At 39.5% G+C, this 19,357-nt stretch carries 17 protein-coding genes and 1 riboswitch; of the genes, 10 read left to right on the forward strand and 7 right to left on the reverse strand.

Annotated features, from left to right (window positions below; all coding sequences use genetic code 11):
* Positions 1-59 precede the first annotated feature (59 nt).
* A complete protein-coding gene (yddG, locus tag MSG66_RS04480) occupies positions 60-992 on the reverse strand; it encodes an aromatic amino acid DMT transporter YddG (RefSeq protein WP_324652570.1) in 933 nt (310 codons plus the stop codon).
* Positions 993-1,197: 205 nt separating this feature from the next.
* On the opposite strand from yddG, the gene MSG66_RS04485 reads away from it, so the two are divergent.
* From MSG66_RS04485 to uca, 5 genes are all read left to right on the forward strand, one after another.
* A complete protein-coding gene (locus MSG66_RS04485) occupies positions 1,198-2,148 on the forward strand; it encodes a 3-hydroxyacyl-CoA dehydrogenase NAD-binding domain-containing protein (protein ID WP_324652572.1) in 951 nt (316 codons plus the stop codon).
* Between the two features lie 234 nt (positions 2,149-2,382).
* Positions 2,383-3,546 carry a zinc-dependent alcohol dehydrogenase gene (locus MSG66_RS04490; protein ID WP_324652574.1) on the forward strand — a complete coding sequence of 388 codons (1,164 nt, stop codon included), beginning with the start codon at positions 2,383-2,385 and terminating at the stop codon, positions 3,544-3,546.
* 228 nt (positions 3,547-3,774) lie between these two features.
* A riboswitch (guanidine-I (ykkC/yxkD leader) is annotated at positions 3,775-3,870 on the forward strand.
* 28 nt (positions 3,871-3,898) lie between these two features.
* Positions 3,899-4,639: an urea amidolyase associated protein UAAP1 gene (locus MSG66_RS04495; RefSeq protein ID WP_324652576.1), complete on the forward strand. Its 741-nt coding sequence runs from the start codon at positions 3,899-3,901 to the stop codon at positions 4,637-4,639.
* A 15-nt stretch (positions 4,640-4,654) separates the two neighbouring features.
* Positions 4,655-5,308, forward strand: a complete 654-nt coding sequence (locus tag MSG66_RS04500; RefSeq protein WP_003651023.1) for an urea amidolyase associated protein UAAP2 — start codon at positions 4,655-4,657, stop codon at positions 5,306-5,308.
* Positions 5,309-5,310: 2 nt separating this feature from the next.
* Positions 5,311-8,916, forward strand: coding sequence for an urea carboxylase (gene uca, locus MSG66_RS04505; protein ID WP_324652579.1), 3,606 nt, complete (start codon positions 5,311-5,313; stop codon positions 8,914-8,916).
* 39 nt (positions 8,917-8,955) lie between these two features.
* Here uca and MSG66_RS04510 read toward each other — a convergent pair whose 3' ends face one another.
* Positions 8,956-9,492: an NAD(P)H-dependent oxidoreductase gene (locus MSG66_RS04510; protein ID WP_262471569.1), complete on the reverse strand. Its 537-nt coding sequence runs from the start codon at positions 9,490-9,492 to the stop codon at positions 8,956-8,958.
* Between the two features lie 92 nt (positions 9,493-9,584).
* On the opposite strand from MSG66_RS04510, the gene MSG66_RS04515 reads away from it, so the two are divergent.
* The gene (locus MSG66_RS04515) at positions 9,585-9,935 is read left to right on the forward strand and encodes a helix-turn-helix domain-containing protein (RefSeq protein WP_324652582.1); all 351 of its coding nucleotides are present in this window, start codon (positions 9,585-9,587) and stop codon (positions 9,933-9,935) included.
* Between the two features lie 41 nt (positions 9,936-9,976).
* On the opposite strand, the gene MSG66_RS04520 is transcribed toward MSG66_RS04515, so the two are convergent.
* Entirely contained in the window at positions 9,977-11,917 is a 1,941-nt protein-coding gene (locus MSG66_RS04520; protein ID WP_324652584.1) for an AAA family ATPase, read from the reverse strand.
* A gap of 267 nt (positions 11,918-12,184) precedes the next feature.
* On the opposite strand from MSG66_RS04520, the gene MSG66_RS04525 reads away from it, so the two are divergent.
* The 4 genes from MSG66_RS04525 to MSG66_RS04540 are packed head-to-tail and all read left to right on the forward strand — an operon-like array spanning position 12,185 to position 15,592.
* Positions 12,185-12,310 carry a hypothetical protein gene (locus MSG66_RS04525; RefSeq protein ID WP_017390353.1) on the forward strand — a complete coding sequence of 42 codons (126 nt, stop codon included), beginning with the start codon at positions 12,185-12,187 and terminating at the stop codon, positions 12,308-12,310.
* Positions 12,311-12,314: 4 nt separating this feature from the next.
* Entirely contained in the window at positions 12,315-12,749 is a 435-nt protein-coding gene (locus MSG66_RS04530) for a CopG family ribbon-helix-helix protein (RefSeq protein ID WP_032070478.1), read from the forward strand.
* A gap of 12 nt (positions 12,750-12,761) precedes the next feature.
* Positions 12,762-14,573, forward strand: coding sequence for an allophanate hydrolase (atzF, locus tag MSG66_RS04535; RefSeq protein ID WP_324652588.1), 1,812 nt, complete (start codon positions 12,762-12,764; stop codon positions 14,571-14,573).
* A complete protein-coding gene (locus MSG66_RS04540; RefSeq protein WP_324652590.1) occupies positions 14,570-15,592 on the forward strand; it encodes an ABC transporter substrate-binding protein in 1,023 nt (340 codons plus the stop codon). The genes atzF and MSG66_RS04540 overlap by 4 nt, the downstream gene beginning before the upstream one ends.
* 51 nt (positions 15,593-15,643) lie before the next feature.
* Here the strand turns inward: MSG66_RS04540 and MSG66_RS04545 are convergent, their stop codons facing one another.
* The 4 genes from MSG66_RS04545 to MSG66_RS04560 form a co-directional block, all read right to left on the reverse strand.
* Positions 15,644-16,525 (reverse strand): ABC transporter ATP-binding protein, encoded by an 882-nt coding sequence (locus MSG66_RS04545; RefSeq protein ID WP_001000088.1) that lies wholly within the window; start codon positions 16,523-16,525, stop codon positions 15,644-15,646.
* On the reverse strand, positions 16,525-17,469 hold the full coding sequence (locus tag MSG66_RS04550) for an ABC transporter permease (RefSeq protein WP_202742451.1): 945 nt from the start codon (positions 17,467-17,469) through the stop codon (positions 16,525-16,527). The genes MSG66_RS04545 and MSG66_RS04550 overlap by 1 nt, the downstream gene beginning before the upstream one ends.
* 102 nt (positions 17,470-17,571) lie before the next feature.
* On the reverse strand, positions 17,572-17,973 hold the full coding sequence (locus tag MSG66_RS04555; RefSeq protein WP_133974284.1) for a hypothetical protein: 402 nt from the start codon (positions 17,971-17,973) through the stop codon (positions 17,572-17,574).
* Positions 17,966-19,306 carry an MFS transporter gene (locus MSG66_RS04560; protein ID WP_324652594.1) on the reverse strand — a complete coding sequence of 447 codons (1,341 nt, stop codon included), beginning with the start codon at positions 19,304-19,306 and terminating at the stop codon, positions 17,966-17,968. The genes MSG66_RS04555 and MSG66_RS04560 overlap by 8 nt, the downstream gene beginning before the upstream one ends.
* Positions 19,307-19,357: the final 51 nt, after the last annotated feature.

Below are 19,357 nucleotides of genomic sequence, written 5' to 3' on the forward strand. Positions count from 1 at the left end.
ATGGGGGAATTCTAGTTCGTCGGAGTTCTCGGAAGCCCGAAAAATTCATTGCGGTAACTTTATGATATTTCCTGCCGTTTTATTATTTTTTTAAAGAAAGGCTGAATAACAGACCAGTTTGTTGAAATCCAGCAAATAAATGAACCAGCTGTAACCATTGCTGTTCCTTGCCAAAAGCTCAAGGATAATTGAGTTTGTAAAACAAACATTGCCAAAATAGATGAAATAATAGGAGTGAAATAAGAGGCCACCACAAGCATGGTAATGTTTCCATGAATGATGCCAATGTTCCATGCCGCATAACCAAAGCCAATTGCAGCAGATGCAACTAAAAGGGTGATTACAGTTGGAATATCCATTGAAGGAATAGCAAATTGCCCCGAGAGAAGCAGCTTGAGCCATAGTGTTAGTGCGACACAAACAAAGAAAATAGAGATCGGGTTTTGTCCATTACTCATTTTTTTGGTGAGTACACAGTAAAAAGCCCAAATGATGGCACCTGCAAAAGCCAACATATAGCTCAGCGGGTTGCTATGAAAATTATCGACAATACTCTTTAGACTAAAATCACCGCTTCCAGTTTGAATAAAAACAATGCCAAAAATTGAAAAAGTTAAGCCTAAAATAATAAGAAAATTAAACTTTAATTCCTTAAAAATAACGAAAGCCAAAACTGTCAAACTCGGCCATAAATAGTTAACAATACTGACTTCAATCGCTTGTTGAGGGCTTTGAGAATAAGCAATCGCAAATGAAAAACACAGCTCGTAAGCAACGAACAGAACTGTACCCAATATTAAATATTTTTTAGAAATCAGTTTAAAGTCTGGAACTCTGAAAATGGCAAGCAACAGTAGCGCACTGAGAGTATAAATAAGCGTGACACCCATTTCTGGTCCAATGGCGGCACTGACTTGTTTCATCAGACCGACCATAGATGCCCACATGAGAATGGCGCTTAAACCAATCAATGTTGCTAGATTTTTTGACATAAAATTCAGTAAATAAAGTTTGGAAAGTGGTAAAAGATTAAGCCGTATTGGCGAAAGGAATAAAATTTTCAAGATAGGGAATATAGGACAAATTATATAAAATATAAACAATTAAATTTATTGATTGGTTGAATCTGCTATGTTGGTTTAAGCATTCCATTGGGTAAAGAAATTTCGAATAAAACAACATTTTTACGAGGAAAATATGGAAGTCATTAAAACGGTTGGTGTTGTGGGAGCTGGTGTTATAGGTGCGAGTTGGACGGCCTTATTTTTATATAAAGGATTTAAAGTTAAGGTTTATGACCCTTATCCTATAGATGAAGCGATCTTAAAAAAAAGAATATATGAAAATCTAAATGATTTATTGGCTTTAGATGAAAACGCTAAGCACATCCATTCTCTACAAGATGTGTTGCTTAATCTGGAAGTTTTTAATCATTTAAAAGATGCGGTTTCAGATGTAGATTTTATTCAAGAAAATGCTCCAGAGCGTTTAGATTTAAAACAAAAGCTATATCAAGAAATCACGTCATATTGCCCTGAACACACTATTATTGCTTCAAGCTCATCGGGCTTAAAAGTGTCTGATTTTCAAAAAGAGACTCAATATCCTGAACGTATTTTATTAGGTCATCCTTTTAATCCTCCTCATCTTTTGCCTTTGGTTGAAATCGTTGGCGGTAATTTGACAGATCCACAAATTTTAAAACAGGCTTCTGAGTTTTATAAACAGTTAGGTAAGAAACCAATCATTTTAAATAAAGAAGTAAAAGGACATGTGGCAAACCGCTTGCAGGCTGCGCTATGGCGAGAAGCTTTTTCATTGGTTGAACAAGGCGTGTGCTCTGCCGAAGATGTTGACGTCGCGATTACCAGTGGGCCGGGATTAAGATGGGCGCTATTTGGTCCCTATATTAATATGCAACTTGCAAACCAAAAGGGTTTTAAAGAGGCGATTCATCATTTAGGCCCCCCAATGACAGAGTGGTGGAATGACATGCAAGCATTTCAACATTCAGACGAAACAACTGACTTGTTAGAAGCAGAAACCAATCAGTTGTTAACACAATATAAAGATATCGATTTATACCAAACCCGAGACAAAGGATTGGTCGATATCTTGAAGCTCAGACAGCAACTTAAGTTAGATTGAGTCAGCGTTTAGGGCAGAGCCAATCATTTTATTATAGAGATGATTGGCTTTTTACAAGGTCAGATAAGAAAAATATCTCTCGCTGAAAATGATTGCTCATTCATTAATTGTTACTCAAATCTCTATCCCGTTGCATTTGAACTATATGCCTTACGTGAAAAATAAGAATCGTTGCAAACGGTAAAGAAAGCCTCTTCATAATCAAATGACATCATAAAAATGAGAGGAATGAAAATGCGCGCTCTTACCTATCACGGTGCCGAAGATGTCCGAGTTGAAACGGTCGCGGACCCTATTATTCAAGAACCAGATGACATTATTTTAAGCGTAACAGCAACCGCAATATGTGGTTCTGACCTACATTTATATCGAGGCAAAATTCCAAAGACCGAGCATGGAGATATCTTTGGTCATGAGTTTATGGGAGTTGTAGAGGAAGTTGGCCCCGCCGTTACCCAAGTGAAAAAGGGTGATCGTGTGATTGTTCCTTTTGTGATTGCTTGTGGCGAATGTTTCTTTTGCCAACTCGACCTGACTGCTGCATGTGAAAAAACCAATACAGGGCGCGGTGCAATTATTAATAAAAAACAAATTCCACCCGGTGCAGCTTTATTTGGCTATAGCCACTTATACGGCGGTATTCCCGGTGGCCAAGCAGAATATGTGCGTGTGCCAAAAGCCAATAAGGGTCCTTTTAAAGTACCAACCTCATTGTCAGATGAAAAAGTACTTTTCTTGACTGATATTTTGCCGACTGCTTGGCAGGCAGTGACCAATGCCCAAGTCAAACGTGGCTCAACCGTTGCTATTTATGGTGCTGGTCCAGTTGGGCTATTAAGTGCTGCTTGTGCCAAGATGCTCGGTGCAGAAAAAATATTTATGGTCGATCACAATCAATATCGATTGGAATATGCGGCTGCCACTTATGGGGCTATTCCAGTCAATTTTGAAGAAGTGGATGCTGCTGAATATATTATTCAAAATACAGACAACTACCGTGGTGTAGATGCGGTGATTGATGCGATTGGTTTCGAGGCGAAAGGTAGCATCATTGAAACTGCGCTAACAACCCTCAAACTTGAAGGCTCAAGTGGGGCTGCTTTACGCCAATGTATTGCAGCGGTTCGCCGTGGTGGTGTGGTGAGTGTACCGGGTGTATATGCAGGTCCAATACATGGTTTCTTATTTGGCGATGCTTTTGATAAAGGCTTGACCTTTAAAATGGGGCAGACCCATGTTCATCAATATTTACCACAACTATTAGAACATATTGAGCGTGGTGAATTAACACCTGAAGCCATCATTACTCACCGCATGAAATTAGAAGATGCCGCAGAGGGATATCGCATTTTTAATAAAAGAGAAGAGGACTGCCGTAAGGTAATTCTGATCCCTTAAAATGTGTCTAGTATTTTATTCGTTCGCCCATTTGTCTTAAAAGTCCCTAATGATTTGGGGACTTTCTTATATCAGTTTTAAAGTTGCAGCTAATTTAAAAAATGCACTATTTTTTATGCAGCCATCTATTCTCTACTCTAAATTGCACCCCAATTGATCAAGTTTAGTATTACTTTTAACCAAAAACGTAATACTAAGCTGGCATGTCATTTGCATAGTTATAAACAATCAAAAGTGATCTAGGGTTCCGATACTTCATGTATGACTGGACCGAGAGTTCACGGTTCCTAGCGAACTACACGGAGGGATAAAAGCCCGGGAGGAAGTCTAAAACTATCCGACAGGAGTAGCTATGAACACTGCAAGTTATCATAACAATCAGGCGATTTGGACCGAACTTTTACCCGGTGGACATCACTGGTCGGGCCGTATTCAAAAAGGAACAATTCTTAGATTTAAATCACTTGGCGCTCAGGCAAACGTTTCTTTGTTCTGTGTAAATGCTGCCGATGTGCTGGAACGTTTTAATATGCCCGACAGTTTAAAAGGGCAACATACTGCCTATTTAAAAGCTTCCAATGTGCTCTATTCAGATCTTGGTCGTGTCATGGCTTCAATTGTTCGAGATGATCATGGCTGGAACGATGCACTCTGTGGCCCAAGCCGACCTGAACAAATTGAAAAGCAATTTGGTACTTGTACATTTCAAGATACCCGCAATGATATGTACCAAAACGGCTTAGATAGTTTACTCATTGAAATGTGTAAATACGGACTTGCCAGCCAAGACCTGAGTGCCACGGTTAACCTGTTTTCTAAAGTTGCGGCAGATGAAAGCGGTGCTTTGTCTTATGTAAATTCAGATAACACCGATCAAACCATTGAGATGCGTTTTGAAATGGACTGCCTGCTATTTTTATCTGCCGCACCGCATGGTTTAGACACCAGCTCAAGCTATCAACCTGCCGATATTCAACTCAGTTTATTTAAAGCCAATTCACTAACAGACAGCGATATTTGTCGTGATGCGTGTTCGCAAAATCAGCGTGCCTTTCAAAACACAGCCCGCTACTACGCACTTAGCAATATTTAAATCAGGAGAAGCATCATGACAGTTTTACAATCATTTGAAAAAGCAGTTTTAAATGAAGTTTGTCCTGCGGGTGAAGCGTGGATGTGTGAGGTTAAAAAAGGCCAATATTTTCGAATTATTGATCTTGAGGGAAACCAAGCGGTCGATACTTTGTTTATGAGTGCCGAAAACCCAACTGAGCGTTATAGCGCAATGGATACTTTGGCCATCAATCAACACATTTATTTAGAAAAGGGCACCAAGCTTTACAGTAACTTTGGCCGCCCAATTGCGGTTATTCATGATGATAACTGCGGGCGTCATGACACCATTGGCGGTGCCTGCTCATGTGAAAGTAATACAGTTCGTTATGCACATGAAACTTACCCAATGCATAGTTGCCGTAACAATTTTATGTATGCTTTGGCAAAACATCCCATTGCAAAAAAGCATGGCTTAAATGTCCGTCACATCGGCCCAAACATTAACTTTTTTATGAATGTGCCAGTAACGCCAGACGGTCAGCTTAAATTTGATGATGGAATTTCAGGGCCGGGTAAATATGTCGAAGTTCGGGCAGAAATGGATTTAATTGTTTTAATTTCCAATTGTCCGCAGCTCAATAACCCATGTAATGCCTATAACCCAACCAAAATTCAACTGGTTGTCCGTGAAGCGGAAGGGGTGTAAGCATGTTTAAAAAAGTTCTGATTGCCAACCGTGGTGCAATTGCCTGTCGCGTGATTCGTACCCTTAAAAAACTCGGTATTGCTTCGGTTGCAGTTTACTCCGAAGCCGATCGTGATTCTCTACATGTGACTTTGGCTGATGAAGCTTTCTTGATTGGTCCTGCGCCTGCTCATCAAAGCTATTTAAATATTGAAAAAATCCTTGAGGTTGCTAAACAGTCGGGGGCAGAAGCCATTCACCCTGGTTATGGTTTTTTGTCTGAAAATGCTGAGTTTTGTGATTTGTGTGAAAGCCAAGGCATTGCTTTTATTGGGCCAACTTCAAGCCAAATGCTCGATTTTGGTTTAAAACATACTGCACGTGAACTCGCTATTAAAAGCAACGTGCCTTTACTTCCGGGCAGTTCACTCCTTGCAGACGAAGCTGAAGCCTTAACTGAAGCGGCCCGAATTGGTTATCCGGTCATGCTTAAAAGTACCGCAGGTGGCGGTGGTATTGGCATGCGTCTGGTCTGGAACGAAACCGAATTAAAAGACGCCTATCAAACCGTTTCTTATTTAGCGCAGGTCAATTTTAAAGATGCTGGTTTGTATTTAGAGAAATTTGTACAGCATGCGCGCCATATCGAAGTGCAAATTTTTGGTGATGGGCAAGGGCAAGTTTTAGCCTTGGGTGAGCGTGATTGTTCAGTGCAACGCCGTAATCAGAAAGTGATTGAAGAAACACCCGCACCACACCTAAATGAACAGCAACGTGATTATCTTCAAAAAGTTGCGATTCAACTGATGCAGTCGGTGAACTATCGTTCGGCAGGCACAGTTGAATTTGTCATGGACACTGAAACCCAAGAGTTTTATTTCTTAGAGGTCAACACGCGTTTACAAGTCGAACATGGCGTGACCGAGCAAGTGTTTGATGTCGATTTAGTCGAGTGGATGGTCACTTTAGCAAGTGGCGACTGGTCAGCGCCGACCGAAAAGTTAGAACCAGCAGGACATTCGATTCAGGTCCGTCTTTATGCCGAAGACCCGATTAAACAGTTCCAACCGAGTGCCGGCTTGCTTACGCATGTTAAATTTGATCCGCAAGCCCGAGTCGAAACATGGGTGGAGACAGGTTCAACGGTATCGTCTTTTTATGACCCAATGATTGCCAAAATCATCGTGACTGCTGCAACACGGGACCAAGTCATACAGGCAATGAGTGCTAGTCTTGCAAACACGCAGGTAGCAGGTATCGAAACTAATCTGGAGTATTTACAAAACATTATTGCTTGCGATGTGTTTGCTTTAGGCACCCAAACCACTCGTTTTTTAAATACATTTGAATGGAAAACACAAAAAATTGAGGTGTTACAGGCTGGTATTCAAACCGCCATTCAAGACGTAACAGGCCGATTGGGTTATTGGGATGTCGGAGTGCCGCCATCAGGTGCCATCGATCCACTCAGTTTAACTGTGGCAAACCAGCTTTTAGCCAATGAACCAAATACAGCAGGGCTTGAATGCACCTTACAAGGTCCAACCTTAAAATTTCACTGCGACAGCCAAATTGTGATTGTAGGTGGTGATATGCCATCAACGCTTGATGGTGAGCTGGTGCCGATGTGGCAAACCATCAATGTGAAAAAAGGTCAGATTTTAAAATGTGGCATCATTCGTTCAGGCTGCCGTAGCTATATTGGCATTAAAGGCGGTTTTGATGTTCCTGACTATTTAGGGTCACAGGCTACTTTTACTTTGGGTCAGTTTGGTGGACATGCGGGACGTAATCTATTAATTGGTGATATGTTACCGATTACTGAATATTCCACTCACTCGACCACGACTTTAGCTCAAGCACAAATTCCTAGCTTTACCCAAAACTGGGAAATTGCCGTGATGTATGGCCCACACGGCGCACCAGACTTTTTTACCAAACAAGATATTGATACGTTCTTTGCCAATGAGTTTGAAATTCACTATAACTCAAGCCGTACAGGCATTCGTTTAATTGGTCCCAAACCTGAATGGGCACGTGAAGATGGCGGCGAGGCAGGCTTACATCCATCCAATATTCACGACAATGCTTATGCGATTGGGGCAATTGATTTTACGGGCGATATGCCAATTATTTTGGGTCCCGATGGTCCGAGCTTAGGTGGCTTTGTATGTCCTGCGGTGGTGATTCATTCCGAGCTTTGGAAAATCGGGCAACTTAAAGCAGGCGATAAAGTCAAATTTGTACCTGTAAGTTACCCGCAAGCAAAAGCACTCGATCAAAAATATCATCAAAGTTTAATCGCGGCTGATACAACGCTAACTGATTTTAACCCAGCCATTCAAGCAGAATCCGATACTCTAAAAGATGCAGTTTTGGCAACTTTGCAAGGTGAGGGCGACTTGCCAAGTATTACCTATCGACCAGCAGGAAATAGCTATTTGTTGGTGGAATATGGTGAGTTAGTACTCGACCTAAATTTACGCTTCCGTATTCATGCACTCATGCAATGGGTCAAAGATCAAAACATTCAGGGCATTATCGACTTAACACCGGGCATCCGTTCACTACAAATTCATTTTGATTCAATCCAGCTCGATCAACTTGAGCTTTTACAGAAACTTCAACAAGCAGAAGCCGAATTACCCGACATTCAAAATATGCAGGTGCCTTCACGGACTGTCTATTTACCTTTAGCTTGGGAAGATTCACAAACTCAGCTTGCCACCGAACGCTACACGCAAATTGTTCGTCCAGATGCGCCGTGGTGCCCAGATAACGTCGAGTTTATTCGTCGTATTAACGGCTTAGCTTCAAAGCAAGCGGTTAAAGATGTGGTTTACAGTGCTAACTATTTAGTTATGGGTTTAGGCGATGTGTATTTAGGCGCACCCGTTGCGACACCACTCGACCCACGCCAACGTTTAGTCACTACAAAATATAATCCAGCACGAACTTGGACACCTGAAAACGCCGTGGGTATCGGCGGTGCTTATATGTGTGTGTACGGTATGGAAGGGCCGGGTGGCTACCAGTTTGTTGGCCGTACCACTCAAATGTGGAGCCGTTACCGTAAAAATGCCGACTTCGAAGAGGGTAAGCCTTGGCTACTGCGCTTTTTTGACCAAGTTAAGTTTTATGAAGTCTCTGAAACAGAACTTCTGCAAATGCGTGAAGACTTTAAGGCGGGCCGTCTACAACTTCGCATTGAAGATGGTGTGCTCAATTTAAAAGAATACAACGAGTTTTTAAAAACACATCAAGATAGCATCCAAGCCTTTAAAGACATGCAACAAGCCAACTTTGAGGCTGAACGCCGCCGTTGGCATGAAGCCGGTTTGCAAGAATATATCTCTGAAAGCCTAGATGCTGTTGATGAAGGTGAAACCGTAGTTATTCCTGAAGGGGGCTGTGCAGTTGAGTCGCATATGCCAGGCTCAATCTGGAAAATCGAATGTGCATCGGGAGATATTGTTGAAGAAGGTGCAACTCTTGCGGTGATTGAGGCAATGAAAATTGAAATCCCGATTATTGCGCCTGAACGCATGAAAGTTGAAACCATTACCATTGAAAAAGGGCAAACTGTAAAAACGGGACAAGTGCTATTTACCTTGGCGCCTGTCGCTTAAACCAAAAGAGAGCATCTATATCGATGCTCTCTTTAAACCTTATGCTTCGGTCAAATGCTTTAATACTTTATGACCATGTTCAACCGCTTCTAATTTAATTTTCGACTCTGGATTGCCTGATAAAGGTGATACGTCATAAAGCAAGTAAGTGCCGCTTAACTGCATTTGCGTATATTGAATTGAATATTGAACCGCTTTTAAAAAGCTATCGGCTAAGTTTTCTCGGTCGTTCACCATGTCAGCTTCTTTTTGCCCGACCGTCATACTAATAATGACTTTTTTATCTTTTAATTTATCGCCCTGAGAGCCATAAGCAAATTGATAAGTGAAAACTTCATCAAACCATAACTTCAAAATTGCCGGCATATTAAACCAGAACATTGGATATTGCAGAATGATGGTGTCGTGGCGTAACAAGGCCTCTTGTTCAGCATTCACATCAATTTGATAATCTGGATAGAGCTGGGAAATATCTCGGACTTCAAGGTCTGGGTAGGTTTTTACGAGTTCATTCACAATCGTTTTATTTGCAATCGATTGAGCGTAGTAGGGATGGGCCAAAATAAGTAAAGCCATAATAATGCCTTGTAACTATAAAAATAATAGTCACTATAATTTTTATAGTATTCGCGTACAATAACTATCAAAGTTGATAGGTGGCGTTAAAAATGGCAAATACTGAAAATAAATGTGAAATCAGCATGAATGGAAAAACTTATCCATGTCATATCAGTATGGCTATGGACTTGGTTGGTGGAAAATGGAAAGGCGTTATTTTGTATTATCTAAAAGATGGACCAAAACGTTTTAATGAAATCAATCAATTAATGCCAACAATCACAGAAATGACCTTAAGCCTTCAACTTAAACAATTAGAGCAAAGCGGCTTAATATCCAGAACAGTTTATGGTGAAAAAGCACCAATTAAAGTGGTGTATGAAATGACCGAATTGGGCCAGACTTTCAAGCCTGTTTTAGAGTCTTTATCGGTATGGGCACATACGATGATTAGTCGGTAATGATAAAGATTCGCTTTGTTTTAAAAGAGCTGTTACTTAATTTACGAAGTTTTAGAAGTATTACTAGTACTAATATGAATAAAAATTTTTTCACAAAGCTCTCTTGCCGATTGAGTTAATTCCCAGTCCACATGATCCATAAGTGTTAAAATTAAACGGCAAAATTTTAATTTTTCTTTAATTGTTCCTGATTTATCAGCGAAGCATCTCTTGGGATTGTCATCCGAATTTTGAAGTTCATCTACTTTGATGTGGTTATCTATTATTTTTCCAATACCATGTTCTTGATGAAAATAATTTACATCTTTAGATAAGCGACTAATATCAAAACCTTCTTTACTTGAATCTTGCATACCATCAATAGACAAATAATCACTAAGTATAGTTTTTAAATCTTCATCGCTAGCTAAAGCTGCATTTAAACCAGAAAACTTAATATTACATGCTAAATTTACTAGACTTGTTGGAATTGTATTTTCTGTCTCTTTACATTGTAATAATAAAAACTTATCACCTAAACTTTGGTTTAGTTGTTCTACACGGTCCCTTTTATTCCGGATATCACCATCTGCAATTAATAAAACACTGCTTGTAGTAAGTAAGGCATTCATGCCTCGATCATCTAAATGGCCTGTAAACTCATCACTAAAATCCCAATGAACTAAATTACTTCCTGCATACTCTACAAAGGTATAGTGATAATTGGGCATAAAACGACGATATTGTTTATATAATTCTGTATTTACTGTTTTTAATTCACTTAAGAATTTCTCCATATATTTTGTGATATAAAGCCGATCAGTTATACCTTCAACCCAAATTGTGCAGTTGGCTAAATAGACTGAAGAGGGTTTTACACCTAATGAAGCAAGTAAGTCTCGATCTCTATCACAACGATAAATTTTAAATTCAAATTCTTTTGGATCTTCAGATTTAGGCTGTTTAACAAATTTTTGGATAATAACGTGGTCTGATTCATCTACCATATCTAAAAGATGATTCGAGTGTGTAGTAAAAAAATAATAATGTTGAGTTTCATTTAAATAAAAATTCATGAGCTGGCGGACCATACCAGCATGCATATGCAACTCAGGTTCTTCTACAAAAAAGGAATGAGTTTGTTGTTTTTTAATGAATGCTTCATAAGTCAAAATAATGATTTGTTGTAGACCATCACCAAGTTCTGAAATAGGGAATTGTCTGTCAGAGCCTATTTTTATATTAACAACATCTTGATCATGTTTAGGGATAAGTGATATTGGTTCATTATCAAAAAAATATTGGCTAAGTTTATTTTCATAGCTTTTTATAAGGTCGCGTTGTTCTGGTTCACCAAGTAGATGGATCTTAAGCTCCTGATAAAGAGACTCGCCAGTAATAATACTTTTTGCATTAAATTTCTGAATATTTTTGAAATAGTCCTTTTGTGCCCGCTCCATATAGGGTTGTTTATTTTCTATTTCGGTAACAGGACGCATACCTCTAAGTATAGGAAGATAGAATTTTTCAGAGTCTAAACTTAGATCGGAACTATCTTGATATTGTTCCTTAAATTCATTTTTTAAATTAATAGAATGTTGATTTGGAGCAAATTTATGTAAAAGCCCCATACTATTTAAGTAATCAAGGCAGAGTTTAAATTGTTCGGCAGAACTATCGACAGAATAATTTAAGGTTTCCTGAAAAGTATTTAATTGAGAAAGGAAGTCACTATATGAACCTCTCTCTTTTAAATATTTATATTCATCTTTTTCTTGAAGTTCTTGTGAAACAGCTAAAAGTTGTCTAAATAATTTTATTTGATAACGGTGGGATGGCGTTTTACTACTAAAAAAATTTCTTAGAAATCTACTTTTTCCAGCATTATTTTTACCAATAAAAAAATTTAATCTTTTTATTTCAAGAATTTTATTATAGTTATCTTCATTGTAAGCAGTATAATTATCAACGTTTTCAGGCCAATAATATAATTTATTATTCATATTTCAAAAGTGATAAAGGCTTAATTGTTAAATTCATGATATTACAAAATAATTTTAATTTGAAATTTATTTGACCAATTGTACTACGTTTTTTTATTTTCACTTTTGTATGCCCTGATTTTGCACAAATTTAAAGAACTTGCCCAAAAATCACTCATAAGTACCCATCCAATCCATCAAAACCGCGCTTAAAAACTGGCACATTTTCTGCATCTCTTATCAGTAATACAAAAACTGAATTTGGTAATACCAAGCTGGAGGTGCGATATGAACGATGTAAAACCCGTGGCCCAACCAAAGCAAACTTTAAAAGCCTTTTTAGTCGAATTGCTCAGCGTACGTGCAGGCGTATATATCAAACAAAACAATTATCCGACTAAAACAAAAGGATAAGACTGTGGCAAAACAAAAGTTAGCTCGAATCAGTATTACCGTACCTGAAACGACACTCAACGCACTCGATCAGAAAATTGTCGAGCAGAACTACGAAAGTCGTTCGCAAGCCATTGTTGACATGATTAATAAACACTTGATTGCAGAGCAGGCGCAGGCGAATGAAGTGATGGTGGGCACCTTGACGCTGCTTTACGACGCTAGCCAAATGACCCTACGCAATCAATTGGTTGATTTACAACAACAGTTTTTAACTCAGGTGATTAGTTCACTTCATATTCAGCTCGACCAACAAAAGATATTGCAAGTCATGTTAATGCAGGGTGCGAGCTCTGAACTCAGACAAATTAGCCAGCAATTTATTGTGCTTAAAGGGGTGATTAAAGGGCATTTAGAACTGATGGATGCCGTGATGCCGCCTATACAGCAAAATGACTAAATGAGGAGTAGCGTGTTGAAAAATTTATGGACTATCCAAGACTGGAAAACAGCATATCAAACTGGACAAATCCATATTGAAAGTCTGATTGCTTATGTTGCAGAAATTAAAAATGATGACCATGCATGGATTGAAATTGCCTCCGTTGAGCAAATTCAATCACAAATTAATGTTTTAAAAGATCAAAACATTGCTGATTTACCGCTGTACGGTGTGCCATTTGCAGTTAAAGACAACATTGATGTCGCTGGTTTTCACACCACTGCTGCCTGTAAAGAGGTTCAATATTTAGCGACACAAGATGCTGCTGTAGTTGCCAAGCTGAAAAAAGCAGGAGCGATTGTGGTGGGCAAAACCAACCTCGATCAGTTTGCGACTGGACTGGTTGGGGTTCGTTCTCCCTATGGTGCAGTAAAAAATAGTTTTAAGCCCGAATACATCAGCGGTGGTTCAAGCTCAGGCTCTTCGGTAGTAGTGGCTAACGGTATAGTGCCTTTTAGTTTAGGAACAGACACGGCGGGGTCAGGCCGTGTTCCTGCGGGCCATAATAATATTGTGGGTCTTAAGCCGACAAAGGGCTGGTTTTCTACTACAGGTTTAATTCCTGCCTGTCGGACCATTGATGTCATTTCTATTTTTGCACTGCATATTGATGATGCTTGGACAGTGGCCAGTTTAATGCAGGGCTATGATGAAACAGATGAATATTCACGAGCACATCCAGCCAATGTACCAACTCAGTTTTCTAAACGAAAAATTGCCATTCCTGCTCAGCTTGAGTTTTATGGCGACCTTGAATCTGAAAAAGCCTTTTTAGTTGCAATCGAGCGTGTAAAAAAACTAGGTTATGAAGTTGAGAGTATTGATTTCAGCGCGTTTAATGAGCTTGCTGTTGCACTTTATAATGATGCATGGGTAGCAGAAAGAACAGTCGCCGTTGAACGCATGACAACACGTGACAAAGCCCATCCGGTTATTGCCCAGATTATTGCGCAGGCAGATCGCTTCAAAGCAACAGATGCACTTCAAGCGGAATATAACCGTGCAGTACTGGCCCGAAAAATTAATTTGGCACTTCAACCTTTTGATGCATTGATGGTTCCAACTACACCAACCATTTACACCATTGCAGAAGTTGAAGCTGACCCGCTAACTAAAAACGCGCACATGGGGGCCTATACCAACTTTGTAAATTTTGCCGATCTTTCTGCTTTGGCCTTACCAAATGTACTGCGTGAGGATGGTTTACCAAGTGGTGTAACCTTTATTGCATCCGCTTGGCACGATCAGGCACTGGCTAATTTTGCGCAGCTCTGGCAAACCGAAACACCGCTGAGTTTGGGTAAATCAACTCAACATTATCAAAAAAGTATAGAGATCCAGTCCAACCATTCAGTGCAGCTTGCGGTCGTGGGAGCGCACTTAACAGGCATGCCACTTAATTTTCAGCTGACTAGTCGTAATGCCACTTTACTCAAGAAAACCCAGACAGCAGAAGCCTATAAACTATTTGCCTTAAAAAATACCACGCCACCAAAACCGGGGCTGCAATGCGATGCGACAGGTACGTCAATTGAAGTTGAAGTGTGGGATGTTCCTTTAGCAAATTTCGGAGCCATTGTGGCTGAAGTGCCTGCACCACTTGGTATTGGCAACCTTAAATTAAAAGATGGAACATGGGTCAAAGGTTTTATTTGCGAAGCTTATGCCCTTCATGATGCAACCGATATTAGCCATTTTGGAGGCTGGCGAGCCTATATACAGTCACTCAATCAAACCGCTCAAAATGTTGTTAGTAAAAATGTTGGGGAAGTTTCTATATGATTAAAAAAGCGTTTTTATCCGTATCTATTTTATCGGCAGTTGTATTGGGTGGGTGTGACAATACGGCTAAAGTGCCCGAGGCCAAACAGGATGCTCAGGCAACCACAAATACAAAACCAATTACCATTGGCTATAGTGATTGGCCAGGCTGGGTGGCTTGGCAAGTAGCCATTGAAAAAGGTTGGTTAAAAGAAGCAGGGTTAAATGTGGAGTTTAAATGGTTTGATTATTCCGCTTCTCTCTCGGCTTTTTCGGCAAATCAGCTTGATGCCGTTTTGGTCACCAATGGCGATAATTTGGTAACAGCTTCGGGGGGCACTCAAGGCATGATGATCATGGCAACAGATTATTCTGCGGGTAATGATGTCATTATTGCAAAAGAGGGAATTAATACCATTCAAGACTTAAAAGGAAAATCAATCGGCGTTGAAAAAGGCTTGGTTGATCATCTTTTACTAGCAACAGCTTTAACCGACCATAACATTAAAGCCAATGACGTGAAGCTGGTAAACTCAGCAACCAACCAATTACCTCAAGTGTTCAATAGCCCAGATATTTCTACGATTGCTGTTTGGCAACCTGTTGCAGGTCAAGCATTAAAAGCCGTAGCGGGTTCTAAAATTATCTATACCTCTAAAGACAAGCCGGGTTTAATTTATGACACTCTGACCGTCAACATGAGTCATTTAACTGCCCATCAAGAAGAATGGAAAAAAATCATTCAGGTGTGGGACAAAACAGTTAAATATATTAATGACCCTGCAACCCATGCCGATGCAGTTAAAATCATGGCAAACCGTTCAGGGGTTGACCCGAAACAATATGAGTTGATGGTTAGCGGGACGCATCTATTAGATATCAATGCCAATAAAAAGGTATTTGCTAAATCAGATGGTTTTGACTCGATTTATGGTTCGACTTATCACGTAAATAAATTTAATGTTGAAAATGGTATTTATAAAACTGAGCAAAATGTAGATGGGCTGATTTATCCGACACTCATAGAACAACTCAAATAAGCCCAATCAATAAAAAAGCCCAAGTTCAGCTTGGGCTTTTTAATGTCTTTCTTATTTTTCTGTACTGACTTGAGTCATACGCGGAATTTTTGGTAAATCTTGCAAAGCTGGGTCAAGCTCGTCTTCTTCGGCGTGTACCAGATAATCAACCCGTGAGCGGAGCTGTTTAAACTCAGGGGTACTCATTAAGTCCAGTGAACGTGGGCGCGGTAAATTCACTTCAATAATTTCCTTAATTTCACCTGGGTTGGCTTTGAGTGCCACAATTCGGTCTGCAAGTAAAATAGCTTCATCCATGTCATGGGTGACAAAAATAATGGTGATATCAATGTTTTGCCATAAATCCATTAAGTGTTTTTGCATTTTTTGGCGAGTGTGAGGGTCGAGCGCACCAAAAGGTTCATCCATCAGTAAAATTTTAGGTTGATTGACCAAGGCTCTCGCAATTGCAACGCGCTGTTTCATGCCACCAGAAAGTTGATGTGGATACTGATTCTCATATTTCTCTAAACCAATAATATTGATCCATTCACGTGCTTGAGCCTCGGCTGTCATTTGACTGGCTCCTCGCATTTGCGGACCAAACATCACATTTTCTTTTACGGTTTTCCAAGGGAAAAGGGTATAGCCCTGAAACACCATGCCGCGTTCAGGACATGGGCCTGTAATGCATTCGCCGTCTACTAAAACTTCTCCACTATGATATGGGTCTAAACCTGCAATGACACGGCTCAGGGTCGATTTACCACAGCCGGAAGGGCCAATCACACAAATAAATTCTCTTTTATGAATTTTTAAATCGAGCTTATTTAAAACAGTGCGTTCGCTTTGTCCATGCTTAAAGACTTGGCTCAGTTGTTTAGCTTCTAAAATAACAGGACGTTCATAAATTTTTTGAAAGTATTCATGCGCGTTAAATGTTGAATCATTCATTATTTTGCTCCTACTTTCCAAGTGAACATCCGCTCACCTAACTTCATTAATACCCAATCACATACCAGACCAATCACCCCAATAATCAGAATGGCTGCATAGACATTGTCAAAATTTTGATAGCGTGCTTGTTGGGTAATAAACCATGTAATACCCGAAGTCGTACCAATCAACTCTGAAACAATTAAATAGGTCCAAGCCCAGCCCAATAACACCCGTAAGTCACGGTAAATATCGGGTAAGGCAGCGGGGATCACTACATGGAATAAACTCTTCAGCTTATTGGTGCCAAGCGTATAGCCAGCTTCAATTAAGCTTCGATCAACCATTCGGGTGGTATTGGCAATAATGAGAATTTGCTGAAAAAGTGTACCAATCACAATAATTGCGATTTTAGGTGCGTCATTAATTCCTAAAATTGCCACGGCAAGTGCGCCAAAAGCCGGTGCAGGCAAGTAACGGAAAAACTCGACAAAAGGCTCTGTTAACAGCGATATGCGCTTAGAAAAACCACACAAAATACCGAGTGGAATCCCCATAAGCGAAGAGATAAAAAAAGCTGAAAATACCAGTTTAATACTGTGCCATAAACTTTGATGAAACCACGGCGAATCGGGTTGCTCTGGTGGTGTGGTAAAGGCGGTGACCAAAGCCTGAGCGACTTCATGAGGAGCGGGTAAATAAATCGGATTGACTAAAATACCTTGTGGTGGTGCAGAATTTCGATTGACTGCATTTTGTGCTTCGAGATAGAACACATTTTTATCAATGCGACTTCCCACTTGTAAGTAAGAAACACTTCCCGAACTCGTGATTTGTACTTGAGGATGCCAAACAAAAGGTAAGTAACTGATTGCGCACCAAAGACATATTGGAATAACGAAAGAACAAATACTGAGAATCAGCTTGTTCTTTCGCGTAAATTCCTTTGCAACATAACCCATATCGACAGCTCCCCATTTTGATCAGTATTACGATTTTCATAAAACGTAATATTGTTAAGCAAAATAAGTGCCATCTTTAAGGCGAGCGATATGACTTAGTTGTTAGTTTTGGAGTGGAACTAAAGTTTCATGTAAATAAACCCAATAACATTTTTCGCCTTCTACTTTAATGCAGGCTGTGGAAGTACGTACTGTCTCGGTCTCATCAGTTTGCTGATGCTCCTGATATTGGACCCAACAATAATTTTCAAATTCGTATAAAGCTGTGCTTTTAAGAATAGTGATTTTTAAAGAGGGTTTTTTCCCGATATTTTGGCTAAATAAACTATTCACTTCGGCTAAACCAATGCAGTGGCCTTGAACCGTGACCATCTTAAAATTTTGATCAAAACTATCTAAAAGCGGGCTAAGACTCTGTTCTGCATTTTGGCCTGTAAATACATTTTCGATCAAAACGTGTAGGTCAATCACGCTTTGAATGGCTTGATTCATTTGTTTAGACATAGGCTTTTTCCTTTAAAATGGGAATGAGTGAAAGTAAGCAGAGGACTGCTGCAATTAAAAAAGTATGTTGATAGCGAAGCAGATCACTTGAGCCAGACATCAAGTTATATATTGAAATGAGAACAACAGTACCGACACTAAATGAAACTTGTCGATTGATGTTCCAGAGCACACTACCTTGTAGTAAATCTTGACCCGTAAAATCAATTAACGAACTAATTTGGGCAATATTGGCGCTTAAGCCGCCTCCCATACCCATCACTAAATAGGCGAATACTAAAAAGCTTATGGGGCTAGTGTTTGAAATAAAAAATAAGAAAAAGATTCCAAGGCTATGAAGGGTAATGCCAATAATAAGTAAATATTTCTTTTCTATTTTTTGATAGAGCAGGCCACCGCTTATCATTGCCACCAGCGCACCTGCTGCATAGAGCAACATGAATGAGCCAGTTTGTTTTGCGTTAAAGCCAAGGTTAACCTGTAAATTAAAAATATTGAGTAAATTAACGCCTGTAAAAATACCGGGAACAGCGTAATAGACAATAAATGCATTGCGTAAATTTTTATTTTTTAATAACTGAAGATTAAGAATGGGATGAGAGATTTTTTTCGAATGTTGAATGTAAAAAATAAGCATTCCCACCGAAATTAGAAAACTGCTTACAGCCAACGTGAGATTGTGATAATCCCCATAGAATGAAAATGAGAGTAACAAACATAACAGGCTTATATTAAAAATAACCAAGCCTTTTATGTCTGGTCTTTCACTCGGCACATTCTCTGTTTTTTTAACCCATAGCCATGCTAAAAATGAGGCAAGTAAAGAAAAAGGAAGATTAGAAAAAAATACCCATCGCCAACTCAATGAATCAATAATCACACCACCAAGGGCGGGTGAAAATGCGGGCGCAATTAAAGCAATTGCCATAATCATTGTAGAAATGCGTTGGCGCTCTTGATTGGGAAATAAGGCATATACCAATGCTTGGCCTACGGGAATTAATAAACCTCCAGCGATACCTTGAATAAAACGCCAAAAAATTAAGCTATAAATCGATTCACTAAATCCAATAAAGCAAATGCTGATAGAAAATAACAGCATCGAATAACATAATAACTTTTGGTTCCCTAGCTTGGTGGCTAACCATAAACTCATCGGCATGATTAAAATCAAACCTAAAATATAAGCATTTGTTACCCAAGCGACCATGGATTGGCTGACTGAAAATGATGATGCAATATTAGGTAAAGCAATTGCTGACATAAAAATGTTAATGCAATCAATAAAGAACCCAAGTAAAAACACCGTTGCTATTTTATATCGATAAGACATACCTACCTCCGAGCAGGCAGGGTAAGATTTGGCTCTTTTATTGTCGATGCA

This window comes from Acinetobacter sp. IK31, assembly GCF_035615195.1.
In the GTDB taxonomy this organism is placed as follows: Bacteria; Pseudomonadota; Gammaproteobacteria; order Pseudomonadales; family Moraxellaceae; genus Acinetobacter; species Acinetobacter calcoaceticus_C.

What these genes read in the sequence shown, in the direction of transcription:
- MSG66_RS04515 (WP_324652582.1), top strand. Translation starts at nt 9,585, where the DNA reads ATGGCAAATACTGAAAATAAATGTGAAATCAGCATGAATGGAAAAACT.
- MSG66_RS04485 (WP_324652572.1), top strand. Translation starts at nt 1,198, where the DNA reads ATGGAAGTCATTAAAACGGTTGGTGTTGTGGGAGCTGGTGTTATAGGT.
- MSG66_RS04500 (WP_003651023.1), top strand. Translation starts at nt 4,655, where the DNA reads ATGACAGTTTTACAATCATTTGAAAAAGCAGTTTTAAATGAAGTTTGT.
- MSG66_RS04525 (WP_017390353.1), top strand. Translation starts at nt 12,185, where the DNA reads ATGAACGATGTAAAACCCGTGGCCCAACCAAAGCAAACTTTAAAAGCC.
- MSG66_RS04555 (WP_133974284.1), bottom strand. Translation starts at nt 17,973, where the DNA reads ATGTCTAAACAAATGAATCAAGCCATTCAAAGCGTGATTGACCTACAC.
- MSG66_RS04510 (WP_262471569.1), bottom strand. Translation starts at nt 9,492, where the DNA reads ATGGCTTTACTTATTTTGGCCCATCCCTACTACGCTCAATCGATTGCA.
- MSG66_RS04545 (WP_001000088.1), bottom strand. Translation starts at nt 16,525, where the DNA reads ATGAATGATTCAACATTTAACGCGCATGAATACTTTCAAAAAATTTAT.
- MSG66_RS04560 (WP_324652594.1), bottom strand. Translation starts at nt 19,306, where the DNA reads ATGTCTTATCGATATAAAATAGCAACGGTGTTTTTACTTGGGTTCTTT.
- MSG66_RS04520 (WP_324652584.1), bottom strand. Translation starts at nt 11,917, where the DNA reads ATGAATAATAAATTATATTATTGGCCTGAAAACGTTGATAATTATACT.
- uca (WP_324652579.1), top strand. Translation starts at nt 5,311, where the DNA reads ATGTTTAAAAAAGTTCTGATTGCCAACCGTGGTGCAATTGCCTGTCGC.
- MSG66_RS04495 (WP_324652576.1), top strand. Translation starts at nt 3,899, where the DNA reads ATGAACACTGCAAGTTATCATAACAATCAGGCGATTTGGACCGAACTT.
- MSG66_RS04540 (WP_324652590.1), top strand. Translation starts at nt 14,570, where the DNA reads ATGATTAAAAAAGCGTTTTTATCCGTATCTATTTTATCGGCAGTTGTA.
- yddG (WP_324652570.1), bottom strand. Translation starts at nt 992, where the DNA reads ATGTCAAAAAATCTAGCAACATTGATTGGTTTAAGCGCCATTCTCATG.
- MSG66_RS04550 (WP_202742451.1), bottom strand. Translation starts at nt 17,469, where the DNA reads ATGGGTTATGTTGCAAAGGAATTTACGCGAAAGAACAAGCTGATTCTC.
- MSG66_RS04490 (WP_324652574.1), top strand. Translation starts at nt 2,383, where the DNA reads ATGCGCGCTCTTACCTATCACGGTGCCGAAGATGTCCGAGTTGAAACG.